The organism is Actinomadura violacea, from assembly GCF_017573465.1.
Classification (GTDB): Bacteria; Actinomycetota; Actinomycetes; order Streptosporangiales; family Streptosporangiaceae; genus Spirillospora; species Spirillospora violacea.
Genome location: NZ_JAGEPF010000043.1, coordinates 1 through 14,956, shown reverse-complemented (window position 1 = coordinate 14,956; position 14,956 = coordinate 1). Strand labels below are relative to the sequence as shown.

General features: G+C 74.3%; 14 protein-coding genes and 1 riboswitch. Of the genes, 10 read left to right on the top strand and 4 right to left on the bottom strand.

The genetic code is table 11. The annotated features are described in order from the left end of the window. Nucleotides 1-12: 12 nt before the first annotated feature. Complete coding sequence (lepB, locus tag J4709_RS47225; protein WP_208252036.1) at nucleotides 13-924, top strand: signal peptidase I; 912 nt, start codon at nucleotides 13-15, stop codon at nucleotides 922-924. 3 nt (nucleotides 925-927) lie between these two features. Here the strand turns inward: lepB and J4709_RS47220 are convergent, their stop codons facing one another. Continuing rightward, a complete protein-coding gene (locus J4709_RS47220; RefSeq protein WP_208252035.1) occupies nucleotides 928-1,848 on the bottom strand; it encodes a transposase in 921 nt (306 codons plus the stop codon). 41 nt (nucleotides 1,849-1,889) lie between these two features. Between J4709_RS47220 and J4709_RS47215 the strand changes: the two genes are divergently transcribed. Beyond that, the gene (locus J4709_RS47215) at nucleotides 1,890-2,435 is read left to right on the top strand and encodes a nuclear transport factor 2 family protein (RefSeq protein WP_208252034.1); all 546 of its coding nucleotides are present in this window, start codon (nucleotides 1,890-1,892) and stop codon (nucleotides 2,433-2,435) included. A 39-nt stretch (nucleotides 2,436-2,474) separates the two neighbouring features. On the opposite strand, the gene J4709_RS47210 is transcribed toward J4709_RS47215, so the two are convergent. Beyond that, complete coding sequence (locus J4709_RS47210) at nucleotides 2,475-4,487, bottom strand: WD40 repeat domain-containing serine/threonine protein kinase (protein WP_208252033.1); 2,013 nt, start codon at nucleotides 4,485-4,487, stop codon at nucleotides 2,475-2,477. Between the two features lie 193 nt (nucleotides 4,488-4,680). On the opposite strand from J4709_RS47210, the gene J4709_RS47205 reads away from it, so the two are divergent. Beyond that, a complete protein-coding gene (locus J4709_RS47205) occupies nucleotides 4,681-5,940 on the top strand; it encodes an ion channel protein (protein ID WP_307802110.1) in 1,260 nt (419 codons plus the stop codon). Further along, nucleotides 5,940-6,021: riboswitch (ZMP/ZTP riboswitch) on the top strand. (Overlaps the previous gene by 1 nt.) 24 nt (nucleotides 6,022-6,045) lie before the next feature. Further along, complete coding sequence (gene pabB, locus J4709_RS47200) at nucleotides 6,046-8,139, top strand: aminodeoxychorismate synthase component I (protein ID WP_208252032.1); 2,094 nt, start codon at nucleotides 6,046-6,048, stop codon at nucleotides 8,137-8,139. On the opposite strand, the gene J4709_RS47195 is transcribed toward pabB, so the two are convergent. Beyond that, nucleotides 8,050-8,772 carry a helix-turn-helix domain-containing protein gene (locus J4709_RS47195; protein WP_307802109.1) on the bottom strand — a complete coding sequence of 241 codons (723 nt, stop codon included), beginning with the start codon at nucleotides 8,770-8,772 and terminating at the stop codon, nucleotides 8,050-8,052. The genes pabB and J4709_RS47195 overlap by 90 nt on opposite strands. A 92-nt stretch (nucleotides 8,773-8,864) precedes the next feature. On the opposite strand from J4709_RS47195, the gene J4709_RS47190 reads away from it, so the two are divergent. From J4709_RS47190 to J4709_RS47165, 6 genes are all read left to right on the top strand, one after another. Beyond that, the gene (locus J4709_RS47190; protein WP_208252031.1) at nucleotides 8,865-9,815 is read left to right on the top strand and encodes an NAD(P)/FAD-dependent oxidoreductase; all 951 of its coding nucleotides are present in this window, start codon (nucleotides 8,865-8,867) and stop codon (nucleotides 9,813-9,815) included. Further along, nucleotides 9,812-11,011 carry an MFS transporter gene (locus tag J4709_RS47185; protein ID WP_208252030.1) on the top strand — a complete coding sequence of 400 codons (1,200 nt, stop codon included), beginning with the start codon at nucleotides 9,812-9,814 and terminating at the stop codon, nucleotides 11,009-11,011. Before J4709_RS47190 ends, J4709_RS47185 begins: the two co-directional genes overlap by 4 nt. Before the next feature lie 49 nt (nucleotides 11,012-11,060). After that, a complete protein-coding gene (locus J4709_RS47180) occupies nucleotides 11,061-11,996 on the top strand; it encodes an RNA polymerase sigma-70 factor (protein ID WP_232385132.1) in 936 nt (311 codons plus the stop codon). 212 nt (nucleotides 11,997-12,208) lie between these two features. Further along, nucleotides 12,209-12,547 carry an STAS domain-containing protein gene (locus tag J4709_RS47175; protein WP_208252029.1) on the top strand — a complete coding sequence of 113 codons (339 nt, stop codon included), beginning with the start codon at nucleotides 12,209-12,211 and terminating at the stop codon, nucleotides 12,545-12,547. After that, on the top strand, nucleotides 12,544-13,587 hold the full coding sequence (locus J4709_RS47170) for an anti-sigma factor RsbA family regulatory protein (RefSeq protein WP_232385131.1): 1,044 nt from the start codon (nucleotides 12,544-12,546) through the stop codon (nucleotides 13,585-13,587). The genes J4709_RS47175 and J4709_RS47170 overlap by 4 nt, the downstream gene beginning before the upstream one ends. A gap of 40 nt (nucleotides 13,588-13,627) precedes the next feature. Next, nucleotides 13,628-14,008: an STAS domain-containing protein gene (locus J4709_RS47165; RefSeq protein WP_208252028.1), complete on the top strand. Its 381-nt coding sequence runs from the start codon at nucleotides 13,628-13,630 to the stop codon at nucleotides 14,006-14,008. 45 nt (nucleotides 14,009-14,053) lie between these two features. Here J4709_RS47165 and J4709_RS47160 read toward each other — a convergent pair whose 3' ends face one another. Further along, nucleotides 14,054-14,458, bottom strand: coding sequence for an STAS domain-containing protein (locus tag J4709_RS47160; RefSeq protein WP_208252027.1), 405 nt, complete (start codon nucleotides 14,456-14,458; stop codon nucleotides 14,054-14,056). Nucleotides 14,459-14,956 lie beyond the last annotated feature (498 nt).

The following is a 14,956-nucleotide window of genomic DNA, read 5'->3' as shown; positions in this document are numbered from 1 at the left end:
GATCGGAGAGACATGCATTCCAGCTCTGACGGCGCGGCACCACGCGAGGAGGACCTGGACGCGTCCGGGCCGGCGGAGCCGGAGGAGGAGACCTCGGAGCGGCCGTCCGGCGGAGCGGACGAGGAACGGGCCGAAGGCGAAGAACCGGCCGGGAAGAAGAAAAAGAAGAAGGGCTCCTTCTGGAAGGAGCTGCCGGTCCTGATCGTGGTCGCGGTGGTCCTCGCCCTGGTGGTGAAGAGCTTCGTGGTGCAGGCCTTCTACATTCCGTCGGGGTCCATGCAGAACACCCTGGAGATCGGCGACCGGGTCCTCGTCAACAAGATCGTCTACCATACGCGGGACATCAAGCGCGGCGACATCGTGGTGTTCAACGGAATGGACTCCTGGGACCCCGAGGTCACGTACACCAAGCCCAAGAACCCGGTGACGCGGTTCTTCCGGTGGGTGGGCGGCGCGTTCGGCGTGGCGCCGGGCGAGAAGGACTACATCAAGCGGGTCATCGCCGTTCCCGGCGACCGGGTGAAATGCTGCGACGCGCAGGGCCGCGTGACGGTCAACGGGGTCGCGCTGGACGAGCGGTCGTACCTCTACACCGATCCGGGCACCCACGAGCAGAACAAGCCGTCCGACCAGAAATTCGACGTGACGGTGAAGCCGGGGACGCTGTGGGTGATGGGCGACCACCGGGCGCTGTCCGCGGATTCGCGCGCGCACCAGGAGGACCCGGGCGGGGGCGCCATTCCGGAGGACCGGGTCATCGGCCGGGCTTTCGTGGTGGTGTGGCCGTTCAATCGCGTGAAGACGCTGCCGATCCCGCATACATTCACGCAGGCGGCGGGTGGGCTCGCGCCCGCGACGCCGTTCGCGCTGGGGTTTCTGATCGCTACGCCGGCCTTCTGGCTGCGGCGGCGTTTCCGCAGATGAGGGTCATCCGAGTGCTTCGGTGATGCGGTTCCAGGTGCCGTCGTTCGTCCATAGCCGGTAGCGGCCGTAGACGGTGCGCCAATGGCCGTACCGGGCGGGCAGTTGCCGCCAGGGGATTCCGGTGCGTTCGCGATGGCGGATGCCGTCGATGACGGCCCGGTGGTCGATCCAGTGCGGGCCGCGGCCGTCGGGCGGGAGGAGGTCCGCGATGCGCACCCACTCGCCGTCCGACAGGTCATGCTCATCGGGTTGTTTTATGAAACAAGCCTGCTGCGGGTCGGTGAGGCGGGCCCGGGTGCGGCCGACCAGGTCGTCGAACAGGTCGTCATCGCCGTAGGCCGCCATGCGGCCGGCGATGCGGGACCAGCGTTCGGACGCGCCCGGCACCGAGCCGCCGAGCGACTCCCCCACGTCGTGGGTCACGTCGGAGAGCGGGGCCTTGGCCTCCATGAGGGCCACGCCGACGGTGGTGCGGGCGATCCAGACGAACGCGTCGGCGCGCGCGGTGTCGTCCAGCGGGCCGCGTTCCAGCGCGGTCAGCAGCCGGTCGAGGGCGGCCGCCCAGGCCGGTGAGAGGCGCGCGTGCGTGCCGAACAGCGGCGCGATCCAGGGGTGGTCGACGATGCAGCGCCGCACGTCCCGCATCCAGAGGACGACGGCGTCGTCCCACGGCACGGCGGCCGGGCCGGTGCCCGCCACGGCCTCCAGGACCAGGTCGGACACCCCGGCGAGCAGCGCGTCCCGGTCCTTGACGTGCCGGTAGATCGCCATCGGCGTGACGCCGAGCCGGCCGGCGGTGGCGGCCATGGTCAGCGCCTCCAGCCCGCCCTCGTCGAGGATGCTCAGCGCCGCCGACAGGACGTCCCGCACGGTGCGGCCGCGCCGGACGACCGGAGAGGAGTTCGTTGACGGTTCCGTGGCCACCCTGCTAAGTCTACGGCATACACAACCGGAAGGAGATCGGGATGGCTGTCATCGACCCGAAGAAGTCGTGGGCCGCGCTCGAGGAGCGGCTGGCCCGGGAGACCGACCCGATCCTGCGCAGGAACCTCGAGATCGTCATCACCCACACCAAGGCCGAGTCCCGCGGCGATCTCGACGGCCTGATGGACACCCTCACCGACGACCCCGCCTACCGCATGGGGACGCCGGGCATGCCCGGGATGCAGCCGCGCGGCCGCGACGAGGTCCGCCGGTTCTACAGCGACTTCGTCGCCTCCGGCGCCACGCAGCTCGAGCACGACATCGACCGGCTCGTCGTCGACCGCGGCCACGTGGTCACCGACGGGCTGATGCGGATGGCGTACCCGGGCCGGACCCTCAGCGCGTTCGGCATCGAGGTCGACGACCCCGATGCCTTCTACCTGTACGAGACGCGGATGGCGATCGTCTGGCCCATCAGCGAGGACGGCCGCATCATCGGCGAGGAGAGCTACACCGACCGGGACGGCTTCGACGGCATCGCCGGCCGCAAGCTCAAGGACGGCGACATCCTCCCGCTCGACGCCTGAGACCGCCGCGGCGGAAGCGCGCGGACCGCACGCCCCGGCTCAGCCGATCGCCCACAGCCGGGCCGTGCGGTCCCAGCCGCCGGTGGCGAGCGTCTTCCCGTCCGGGCCGAACGCCACCGACCACACGAAGTCGTGGTGGCCGGTGAGCGTCGCGACACTCGTGCCGGTGGCGGTGTCCCAGATCCGCGCCGTCTCGTCCTCGCTCGCGGTGGCGACGAGCGAGCCGTCCGGGGCGTAGGCCACCGCGGTCACGGGCCCGGTGTGGCCGGTGAGCCGGGTGACCCGCCCGGACTCCAGCGTCCGCAGGAGGACGGTGTTCGCCTCGCCCTCCACGGCGAGGACCTTGCCGTCAGGGCTGAACGCCAGGCTGCCCCTCCCGCCCCCGAAGGCGGACGCGGTGCCCGCCGTGGCGACGTCCCAGATCCGGACCTCGTCGCTGCTGGTGGCGAGCGACTTCCCATCCGGGCTGAACGCCAGGTCGGTGACGCCGTTGACGCCGGTGTGGCCGCCGAGGACGGCGATCAGCCGCCCGGTCGCGACGTCCCAGAGCCGCGCCTGCCCGTCCCCCTTGCGGCTGTCGCCGGGGGCGTTGTCGGCGGTCGCGATGGTCTTGCCGTCCGGGCTCGCGGCGACCTTCCAGAAGTTCCCGGTGCGGATCGTGGCCGTGGTCGTGTTGGTGGCGGTGTCCCACAGCTGCACGGTGTCCGCGTTCTGGTGAACGATGACGTTGCTGTGCGGGCGGAACGCCATCGTCTCGACCGAGCCGGGCTTCGGGCCGCGATAGGTGGACGCGACCGTCCTGGTGTCGAGGTTCCACAGCTGGATGGTCCGGCCGGTGCAGGTGGCCAGAGCCCTGCCGTCCTGCGTGAACGCCGTGACGTAGACGTTCCCCGAGCACTGGAGCGTGGCGACGGGTGCCGCGTTGATCCGCCTCGGGGCGGCGGAGCGGCGGGCCGCGGGTTCCGCGCCGTCGGGACCGTCGTCGGTGAGCGCCTGGGCGAGGGGGACACCGGCCATGGCGACCGTCGCGATCAACCCGCCGATGAGCAGGTTGCGGCGGCTGAGCGGCGACGGCTCCGGTGACGGGTTCCGTTTGGCGGCGGCGTCCGCCGTGGTCTGCGGCGGGACGGTGCGGACGCCATGCTCCCGGACGAGCAGGCCCGCTTGCGCAGCGGGAGCCGCCGCCGGAGGCGGGAGCGCCGGAGCAGGGGCAGTGGCGCAGGCGGTTTGCAGGCGCAGCGCGACGGCGGCGGCGTTCTCCGGGCGGTCGCCGGGACGCTTGGCCAGCAGGTCCAGGACGAGGGCGTCGAGGCCGGGGGCGATGCCGGGCCGCACCGATCCCGGCGGCGCGGGGATCCGGCCGAGGTGCTGGTAGAGGATCGCGCCCATGCCGGAGCCGGTGTCGATCCAGGTGCCGCCGGTCAGCATCTCGTACAGCACGCAGCCGAAGGCGTACAGGTCGGTGCGGTGGTCGACGGTGCCGCCCTCGATCTGCTCGGGCGCCATGTAGAGCGGGGTGCCGGCGGCGCCGCCGGTCGCGGTGAGCTTGGTGGCGTCGGCGAGGCGGGCGATCCCGAAGTCGCAGATCTTCACGCGCCCGCCGCCGTCCAGCAGGAACAGGTTGGCGGGCTTGATGTCGCGGTGCACGACGCCCTGCCCGTGCGCGACCGCGAGGGCGTCGAGGATCTGCGCCGCCCACCCGGCGGCCTGCGCGACCGGCAGCCCCTCCGGGCGGCCGGCGAGGACGGACGCGAGGTCGCGGCCGACCATCAGCTCCATGACCAGGAAGAGGAGGCGTTCGCCTGCGTCCCGGTGCTCGTCGATGTCGAAGACCGTGGTGATGCCGGGATGGTTCAGGGCGGCGGCGATCTCCGCCTCGCGGCGGAACCGCGCCACCGCGGTCGCGTTCGCGGCGGCGGTCAGCGGCAGCAGCTTCACCGCGACCGGCCGGCGCAGCCGAAGGTCGGTGCCGCGCCACACCTCGCCCATGCCGCCCCGTCCGAGGGGGGCGTCCAGCCGGTAGCGGCCGGCCAGCTCCATACCGGTGCGCATCGGTCAGCAGGCGCCCGCGGAGCGGCCGCCGGGCGCCCCATACAGACAAGCGTGTTCCATCCGGCAGATGGTGTCAGAACGCCGCTCCCCGTGCGAAGCGGACGCCGAGTGAAATTGACCATGGGTTTCCGCGCGGGCGGGTCTCCGCGGGTACGGAAAGGAAGATCGATACGTCGGCTCGGGGGGAGGGCGGGTGGCCGGTTCCGCCGCGACCAGGCCCGCCGCGCTGCTGGCCCTGGCGGTGCCCGCGCTGCTCGTCGGCGTCGTGTCGAGCCTGCTGCTGCTCGGCGTGAGCACCCTCGCCGAGGCGCTGCAGAAGGCCGCCTGGGACCGGCTGCCGCACGCCCTCGGCATCGGCGGCGAGCCCGCCTGGTGGACGTTCCTGATCCTCGTCCTCACGGGCGTCGCCGTCGGGCTCACCGTGGCGAAGGTCCCGGGCCGCGCCGGGCCCGACCCGGCCACCGAGGGCCTCGTCGCGCCGCCGATCCCCGCCCTCGCCGTCCCCGGCCTGCTGCTCGCGGCGGTGCTCACGCTCGCGGGCGGCGTCAGCCTCGGCCCGGAGAACCCGATCACCGCGGTCAACATCGCGCTGGCGTTCGCGCTCGGCACCCGCCTGCTGCCCAGGGTCCCGGGCGAGGCGTGGGTCGGCCTCGCGGCGGCCGGGACGATCGGCGCCCTGTTCGGCACGCCCGTCGCCGCCGCGCTCATCCTGTCGGAGATGGCGATGGGGAAGGCGGACACACCGCTGTGGGACCGGCTGCTCGCGCCGCTCGTCGCCGCCGGCGCCGGAGCGCTCACCACCGTCGCGCTCGCCGCGCCGGTGCTGGCGCTGGACGTCCCCGCCGCCCCCCGGTTCACGCTCATCGACCTGGTCAGCGGCTCGGTCATCGCGCTCGCCGCGTGCGCGCTCGGCCTCGTCCTGGTGTACGCGCTCCCGCACGTCCACGCCGCGTTCCACGGGCTGCCCGGCCCGGTCGCCGCGATCACGGCGGGCGGGATCGCGCTCGGGGTGCTCGGCGTGATCGGGGGCCGGATCACCCTCTTCAAGGGCCTGGACGAGATGAAGACCCTCACCGCGCAGGTCTCGTCCCACTCGACGGGCGGGCTGCTGCTGATCGTGCTGGTCAAGCCGGCCGCGCTGCTGGTCGCCGCGGCGTGCGGGTTCCGCGGCGGACGGATCTTCCCGGCGGTGTTCACGGGGGTCGCGATCGGGCTGCTCGCGAACCGGCTGGTGCACTCGGTCCCGGAGGCCCTGGCGATCGGCGCCGGGGTCCTCGGCCTGCTCGTCGCCCTCACCCGGCAGGGCTGGCTGAGCCTGTTCCTGGCGGTGACCGTCGTGGGCGACATCAAGCTGCTGCCGCTGCTGTGCGTCCTCACCCTGCCCCCGTGGCTGCTGGCCATGGGACGCCCCGAGATGCTGGTCAAGGCACCGCCGGCCGCCCGGTTACAGTGAGGGCGGGCCGTGACTGGCGCCTAGGGTGGAGCACCACCGGGGAGCGGCCCGACACGGCAGCCGTGCGCCTGGGCGATCCATGACGACGCCCCGGAGCGGACGCCGATGCGGACACTGCTGATCGACAACTACGACTCGTTCACGTTCAACCTGTACCAGCTGCTCGGCGAGGTGAACGGGCGGCCGCCGGAGGTCGTCCGCAACGACGCCGACTGGTCGCGGCTGTCCGCCGCGGACTTCGACAACGTGGTGATCTCGCCCGGTCCGGGACGTCCCGACCGGGACCGCGACCTCGGCATCGGCGCGCGCGTCATCGACGAGTGGCCGCTGCCGCTGCTCGGCGTGTGCCTGGGGCATCAGGGCATCTGCCACCGGCTCGGCGGCAAGGTCGAGCACGCGCCGGAACCGGTGCACGGGCGCGTCTCGCAGGTCGCGCACAGCGGGGACGGCCTGTTCGCGGGGCTGCCGTCGCCGCTGCCCGTCGTCCGGTACCACTCGCTGGCCGTCACGGCGCTGCCCGACGAGCTGGAGGCCGTCGCGTGGACGGACGACGGCGTGCTGATGGGGGTGCGGCACCGGTCGGCGCCGATCTGGGGCATCCAGTTCCATCCCGAGTCGATCTGCACGGGCCAGGGCCGCGAGCTGCTGGCCAACTTCCGCGACCTCACGCGCGCCCACCACGGCGCCGGGCCGTACCGGCTGCACGTCCGCCGGCTGGCGGCGGCACCCGACCCCGAGGCCGCGTACCGGACGGTCTTCGACGGGCGGCCGGGCGCGTTCTGGCTGGACAGCGGCACGCACGCCGAGGGGACGTCCCGGTTCACGCTGATGGGCGACGGCGCCGGGCCGCTCGGCGAGCTGGTGACCTACCGGGTCGGCGATGGCCGCGTCCGGCTGGAGAAGCAGGGGACGGCGTCGGAGCGGGCCGCAGGCTCGTTCTTCGACTACCTGGACCGCGAGGTGACGCGCCGGGCAATGCCCGCCGGCGACGATCTCCCGTTCGGGTTCCGCCTCGGGTACGTCGGCTACCTCGGGTACGAGCTGAAGGCGGAGACGGGCGGCGCCGCCGCGCACGCCTCCCCCACCCCGGACGCCGCGATGGTGTTCGCCGACCGCGGCCTCGTCATCGACCACGCGGAAGGCGCGTCCTACCTGCTGCGCCTCAGCCGCCGGGACGACGACCCGGAGGTGGACGGGTGGTTCGCGGAGACGGCCGGGCTGGTGCGCGCCCTCCCGCCGGAGTCCCGCACCCGCATCAGGCCGCTGACCAGCGACGATATGGCGGATCTGGCTATCGAGCTGCACCATGACCGGGCCGCTTACCTCGACCTGATCCACGAGTGCTTGCAGGAGATCCGCGACGGGGAATCCTACGAGATCTGCCTGTCGAACACGGCGACCGCCCGCACCGCCGTCGACCCGCTCGCGACGTTCGCGCACCTGCGCAGGGTCAGCCCCGTCCCGTACGGCGCGCTGCTGACCTTCCCCGGCGTCGCGGTGCTCAGCGCCTCGCCGGAACGGTTCCTGACGGTCTCCGCCGAAGGGCTCGTACGGTCGAAGCCGATCAAGGGCACCCGGCCGCGCGGCGCGACGCCCGAGCGGGACGCGGCGCTGCGCGCCGAGCTGGCGGCCAGCGAGAAGGACCGCGCCGAGAACCTCATGATCGTGGACCTCGTCCGCAACGACCTGAACACCGTGTGCGCCGTCGGCTCGGTGCGCGTCCCGCGGCTGTTCGACGTCGAGTCGTTCGCGCCCGTCCACCACCTGGTGTCGACGGTCGAGGGCCGGCTCCGCGACGGCGTGACGGCGGTCGGGTGCGTGCGCGCCGCGTTCCCGCCGGGGTCGATGACCGGCGCGCCGAAGGTCCGCACGATGGAGATCATCGACCGGCTGGAGGGGCGGGCGCGCGGCGTCTACGCCGGCGCGCTCGGCTGGTTCTCGCTCACCGGCGCGTGCGAGCTCAGCGTCGTCAACCGGACGATCGTCGCCGCGCCCGGCGGCGCGTCGTTCAACGCGGGCGGCGCGATCGTCGCGCTGTCCGACCCGGAGGAGGAGTTCGCCGAGACGATGGTGAAGGCCCGCGCCATGATCGCCGCGATCGCCGCGGCGTCACCGGCCGGCGGGGCGGCCGGCCGGGCGGGCGCGGATGTGGACGCGCTCCCCCTGCCGCCCGAACAGGTTGAGGACCTCGACGGGTGAGTCGCCGGCGGGGCCGAACCAGTGCGGCAGGCGGGTGTCGAACTCGGCGGCCTCGCCCGGCCCCATGACCAGGTCGTGGTCGGCCAGGATGAGCCGCAGCCGCCCGGACAGGACGTACAGCCACTCGTAGCCCTCGTGCGTGCACGGGTCGGGCTCGTTCTGGTCCGCCGGGATGATCGACTTCCACGCCTGGATCGGGCCCGGATGCGGCGTCAGCGGGATCACCGTGCGGCCGTTGCGGACGACGGGCCTGGCGCGCACGCGTGGGTCGCCGACCTGCGGCGCGCCGACCAGCTCGTCCAGCGGCACCTGGTGGGCCTGCGCGATCGGCAGCAGCAGTTCCAGGCTGGGACGGCGCTGGCCCGTCTCCAGCCGGGACAGCGTGCTCTTGGAGATGCCGGTGGCCTCCGACAGCGCCGCCAGGCTCACGCCGCGCCGGGTCCGGACGCGCTTGAGGCGCGGGCCGACCTGCGCCAGCGTGTCGCCGATCGGGTCCGCCGGTGCCGGCGCGTCCGGCGCGTCCGGCGCGTCCGGCGCGTCCGGCGCGTCCGGCGCGTCCGGCGCGTCCGGCGCGTCCGGCGCGTCCGGCGCGGCCGGCGCGTCCGGCGCGGCCTTCGGGGAGTGCTCGGTCATCTCCCCATTCCACCCCGCGCGTCCCGGAAACGGCAACATTAGTTGTCGCGTCGCCGGCGCCGGCCGCAGCATCGGCGGCGGAGGTGATCGCCGTGAACGAGGCGACGAACGACCGGAACGGGACCTACGACGTGGTGGTGGTCGGCGCCGGAGCGGCCGGGCTGAACGCGGCCCTGCTGCTCGGGCGGGCCCGCCGCAGGGTGGCGGTGATCGACGCGGGCGAGCCGCGCAACGCGCCCGCCGCGCACATGCAGGGGTTCCTGTCCCGCGACGGGCTGCCCCCGGCGACGCTGCTGGAGCTCGGCCGCGCCGAGGTCCAGCGGTACGGCGTCGGGCTGATCCGCGGGCGGGTCGAGCGGATCGACCCCGGCTTCGAGGTGCGCATGGTCGGCGGGCCGGTGCTCGCCGCCCGCCGGATCCTCGTCGCGACCGGGCTGCGCGACGAACTGCCCGGCATCCCCGGCGTCCGCGAACGGTGGGGCAAGGACGTCCTGCACTGCCCCTACTGCCACGGCTTCGAGGTCCGCGACCAGCCACTCGCCGTCCTCGGGACCGGCCCCGGCGCGGTGCACCAGGCGCTGCTGCTGCGCGATTGGAGCGACGACGTCGTCTTCTTCCAGCACACCCTCGAACCGGCGGCGGAGGATCGGGAACGGCTGGAGGCGCGCGGGCTCCGGATCGTCGAGGGCCGGATCGAGCACCTGGCCGTCGACGGGGACCGGCTGCGGGGCGTCGCGCTCGCCGACGGCCGGGTCGTCCTCCGCGCCGCCGCGTTCCTGTTCCCCCGCATGGTCCCGCACGACGGCCTGCTGACCGGACTGGGCTGCGAGAAGGACGCCAACGGCTGGGTCGCCTCCGACCGAACCGGACGCACGAGCGTCGCCGGCGTGTGGGCCGCCGGGAACGTCGTCGACCCGCGCGCCCAGGTCGTCACCGCCGCCGGGATGGGCTCGGCCGCCGCGTTCGCCCTCAACAACGACCTGCTGGACGAGGACGTCGCCGGCGCGGTCGCGCGGCACCGCGCCGCGGGCGGTGCGCGATGAGCGCCGCGTCCTCGCGGCGGCTGCCGCCCGGCGTGTACCTGCTCGCGTTCAGCCTGTTCGCGATGGGCAGCGCGGAGTTCCTGCTCGCCGGCGTCCTGCCCGACATCGCCGGCGACCTGCACGTCAGCCTGTCGTCCGCCGGCGCGCTGATCTCGGCGTTCGCGATCGGCGTCGTGATCGGCGGGCCGCCGTTCGCCGTCCTGACGCTGCGCTGGCCGCGCCGCACCACGCTCGTGGCGACGCAGGCGGTCTTCGCCGTCGCGGTCGCGGCGAGCCTGCTGACCGTCAGCTACCCGTTCCTGCTGGCCTGCCGGTTCGTGTGCGGGCTCGCCTACGCGGGGTACTGGGCGGTCGCCGCCGTCACCGCCGTCGGCCTCGTCGCGCCCGACCGCACCGCGCGCGCCTCCGGGGTCGTCGTCAGCGGGCTCAGCCTCGCGATGATCGCCGGGGGCCCGGCGGGGGCGCTGCTCAGCCACTTCACCGGATGGCGCGGCGGGTTCTGGGGCGTCGCCGCCCTCACCGCCGCCGGCGCGGTGCTGAGCCTGACCGCGGTGCCCGCGACCGGCGCGGATGCCGAGGCCGGCGTCCGGCGCGAACTCGGCGCGATGCGGCGGCCGCAGCTGTGGATCGTGTACGCCGCCACCCTGCTGAGCACCGCCGCCTACATGATCTCCTTCAACTACCTCGCGCCGCTGCTGACCGGCGTCACCGGCGTCCGCGAGGTGTGGGTCCCGGCGATCCTCGCGCTGTTCGGCGCGGGCGCCTTCGCCGGGCTGTCGGTCGGCGGACGGATCGCCGACCGGCGCCCCACGCACGCGCTCGTCGCCGGAGCAGCCGGGATCCTGGTGGCCTCCGTCCTGCTCGCGCTCCTCGCCCGGCACGCGGTGGCGGTCGTCCCGCTCGTCCTGCTGCTCGGCGTCGCCGGATTCGTCCTGAACCCGGCGATCTACGGGCGGGTGTTCACGATCGCCGGGGACGCGCCGACGCTCGCGGGCGCCACCACCGTCTCGGCGTTCCAGCTCGGCATCAGCCTCGTCCCGGCGCTCGCCGGGGTCGCGCTGAACGCCGGCGCGGGCATCACCGCGGTCGCGTGGATCGGCGCCGTGCTGGCCGCCGCCGTCGTCCCGGCCGCCCTGCTCGACCGGAGGCTGTCCTCACCGGCGTCCGAGCCCCGGACGGAAGCGGCGACGCTGTGACGCGGGTTACCCGGACCGGCTGTTATGAACGGAGCGCGCGCGGTGTCTCATGGGCGAACCCATCGTGACGCAGGAGGACGACATGAAGAGCGACCACGCCGCCGACCCGGCGACCGAAGCCTTCGTCGCCCACCGCAACCTTCTCTTCACCGTCGCCTACGAGATGCTCGGATCCGCGGCCGACGCCGAGGACGTCCTCCAGGAGACGTGGCTGCGGTGGGTGAAGGTCGACCTCGACCAGATCCGCGACCGGCGCGCCTACCTGGTGCGCATCGCGACCCGGCAGTCGCTCAACCGGCTGCGCACGATGACGCGCCGCAAGGAGGCGTACGTCGGGCCGTGGCTGCCCGAGCCGCTGCTCACCGCACCGGACGTCGCCGAGGACGCCGAACTCGCCGAGAGCATGTCGATGGCGCTGATGCTCGTGCTGGAGACGCTGTCGCCGACCGAGCGCGCCGTCTTCGTGCTGCGCGAGGCGTTCGACGTGAGCTACGAGGAGATCGCGGCGGCGGTCGGGAAGAGCCAGGCCGCCGTCCGGCAGATCGCCCACCGCGCCCGCCGGCACGTCGACGCGCGGCGGCCCCGCGCGGCGGCGGTGCCGGCGAGCGAGGGCCGGGCGGTCCTGGAGTCGTTCCGGCGCGCGCTCGAAACCGGCGACCTGCAGGGATTCCTCGACGTGCTCGCGCCCGACGTCGTGCTGGTCAGCGACGGCGGCGGCGTCAAGCAGGCCGCGCTGCGGCCGGTCGTCGGGGCGCAGAAGGTGGCCCGCTTCATCGTCGGCGGCACCGCCCGGACCGAGAGCGCCCTCGCCGTCGGCCACACGGTGGTCAACGGGAGCCCGGGGCTCGTCCTGCGGCTGGACGGCGAGCTCGACGGCGTCATGGCGGCCCGGGTCGAGGACGGCCGCGTCACCGGCCTCTACTACGTCCGCAACCCGGCGAAGCTGACCCACGTCGCCGGCGAGACGCGGCTCAGCCTGCGCTGATACGTCGCCACCGCGCGCGGGTCGTCTCCACGAGCCCGTGCTGGAGCTTCAGGATCCGGCGGATCCCGTCCATCGGCGTCCCCGCGGCCGTTCAGTCCGGCCTGCCGGACCGCGCGGTAAGCTAGGTACTTGTCATGGGACAAATAACGATGCCCGGACCGCGCATCCGCGCGGGCCGGCTCGGCCGAGCGCGACGGAGGAGCCCGCAGGCGATGGGCGGATTGCAGGTGGAGTCCCTGGCCGGGCCGAGTGCGCCGGCCGGGGTGCGGGCGTCCGGCGCGGTGAACCTGCTCACCCGCGGGGCCTGGGAGAACGCCCTCGCCGGCCTGCCGGGCGGGGCGCCGCAGGTGCACCTGCACCTCGCCGGGCTGACCGCCGTGGACGCCGCGGGTGCGGGCGCGGTCGCGGCCGTCGCGCAGCGGCTCACGCCCGGCGGGCGGCTGTTCCTGCACGATCCGCCGCCTTCGCTCGGGCGTATCCTGCAGGTGCTGTGGCCGGGGATTTCGGGCATCGAGGTCCAGCGGACCGGCGGACTCGAGGTACAGGCATGAGCGGGACGCACCCCGGGGCGACGGGCTCGGCGTCCGACGGCCTGATGGCGGACGCGGCGGACTTCGCCGCGGACTTCGCTACGGACTTCGGCGCGGGCGAAGACCCGTTCTGGCACCCGGCGCTGTTCTACGACGGCGAGGCCGAGTACCTGGCGGGGACGGTCCCGTTCGTGGCGGACGGTGTCGCGGCGGGCGAACCGGTCGCGGTCGCGGTCCCCACCTGGCGGCTCGGGACGCTGCGCGACGCCGTCGCCGGCCGCATCGGCCGGGGCGCCGACGGCGTGCACTGGCTCGACATGACCGAGGCCGGGCGCAACCCCGGACGCATCATCCCCGCCGTCCTGCGCGAGTTCGCCGACCGGCATCCCGGCCGGCGCGTCCGGATCATCGGCGAGCCGATCTGGCCGTCCCGCAGCGCCGCCGAGTACCCGGCGTGCGCCCAGCACGAGGCGCTGATCAACCCGGCGTTCACCGGCCGCGCCGTGTCGATCCTGTGCCCCTACGACGCCGGCGGCCTCGACCCGCGCGTGCTGGACGAGGCGGCCCGCACCCACCCCGTCCTGATGGACGCCGCCGGGACGCGCGCCAGCGGCCACTATGCTCCGGACATCGTGGTGGACGATCACAACGAGCCGCTGCCGGACCCGGCGGGGCCGGCCGAGCGGCTGCACTTCGACCTCGCCACCCTCGACGCGCCGAGGGAGCTGGCCGTCCGGTACGCCACGGCGGCCGGCGTGCCGGAGCGGCGCGTCCTGGACATCGAGCTGGTCGTCAGCGAGCTGACCGCGAACTCGATCCGGCACGGCGGCGGCGCCGGCGACCTGGCCCTCTGGCACGACGGCGCGCACCTGGTCGTCGAGGTCCGCGACCGCGGCCGGCTCACCGACCCGCTCGCCGGGCGCCGGCCCGTCGCGCCGGACACGCCGGGCGGCCGGGGCCTGCTGCTGGTCAACCAGCTCTCCGACCTCGTCCGCGTGCACACCGGCGCGGACGGCACCGCCGTCCGCGCGTACTTCGCGACCGGCGGGGAGCGCGGTTGACCGGGCCGCGGCGGCCCGCCCGACGAGCTGGAGGTGCCCGATGGCCGAGTGCGTGGTGACGGGCCGCGTCCGGGACGGGCGCACCGTGATCGAGCTGGCCGGGGACCTCACCCTGGACACCATCCAGCCGGCCGAGCGGCGGATGCGGGCGCTGCGCCGCGAGCACGGCGAGCACGTGGTGCTGGACCTGAGCGGCCTGCGCTTCCTGGACTCGACGGGCCTCGGGCTGCTGCTGCGCTTCTACCTGGCCGCCGAGGGCCGCGGCGGCAGCGCCGTGCTGGCCGGGCCGCTCCACGAGCGGGTGCTGTACGTCCTCCAGGTCACGCACGTCGACCGGCGGCTGCCGGTGCATCCGACGGTCGGCGATGCCCTCGCCGTCCCGCCGCCGGCCGACGGCGGCGTCGCCCGCGCTCCCCGGTGACCCGCGCACCCCGGTGACCCCGCGCACCCCGAGACTGCCGGCGGGTCAGGAGCGTGCCTCGCGCGACGTCGTGTCGTGGACGGCGACGGCGGGCTCCACCGTCGAGTAGATCGGCAGGAACCGGGTGAACCCGGTGGTCCGCAGGACCTCACGGATCCGCAGGTTCACCGCGGCGAGTGCGAGCGTGCCGGGCGGACGGCCGGCGCCGTCACCGTCGTGGTCGGGCGTGCACAGCAGCCGGTGGATCCCGGCCAGCACGCTGAGCCCGCTGGAGTCGATGAACGCGACGCCGGAGAAGTCGAGCACGAGGTGGCGGGCGCCGCGGGCGAGCAGCGCGGCGAGGTGGTCGCGCAGCCGCCCGGCGGTCGCGACGTCGACCTCCCCGGCCAGCGTCACGACGGCCATGTCGGTGTGCACCGGGTCGAACCGGCTCTCCACGGTCAGGCCCATGATGGATCGCCCGCGGGGGTCACCCGGTGCGCAGCCGGGAGCCGGGACGGGCCGCGGCCGTCGTCATCGCGTCACCTCCGCGTCCAAGGGATCATCGGCATACCCGCAATGGCGCCGATCATTCGTTTTTCCCGTTTCGGTCATCACCGCCGGGAAGACCGGAATTCTACTGCCTCGGAAACGGTCCTTTTTGCGGCGGTCGCGACGGCCGCCGGGAATCGCCGCACTCCCGCACGGTCCCCCGCGCGGCCCGCGAGCGCCGAGAGAATCGACGGTCGACATCGAGGCGACGCGAAAAGACGGCGACACGGAAAAGACGGCGGCGAAGAAAGACGATGAGCAGCGAGCCGCAGCGCAGCACGGCACCGAAGGCCCGATACCGATGGGAGCGCCGCGAGCCGCGCGCGCCGGGAGGCGGCGGGGCGGCCACCGCGGCCGTCGCCGGGCTCGCGCCCGCGCGCCCGCCCGGCGCGCGGCCGCCCGGGCCGCCGGACGCGC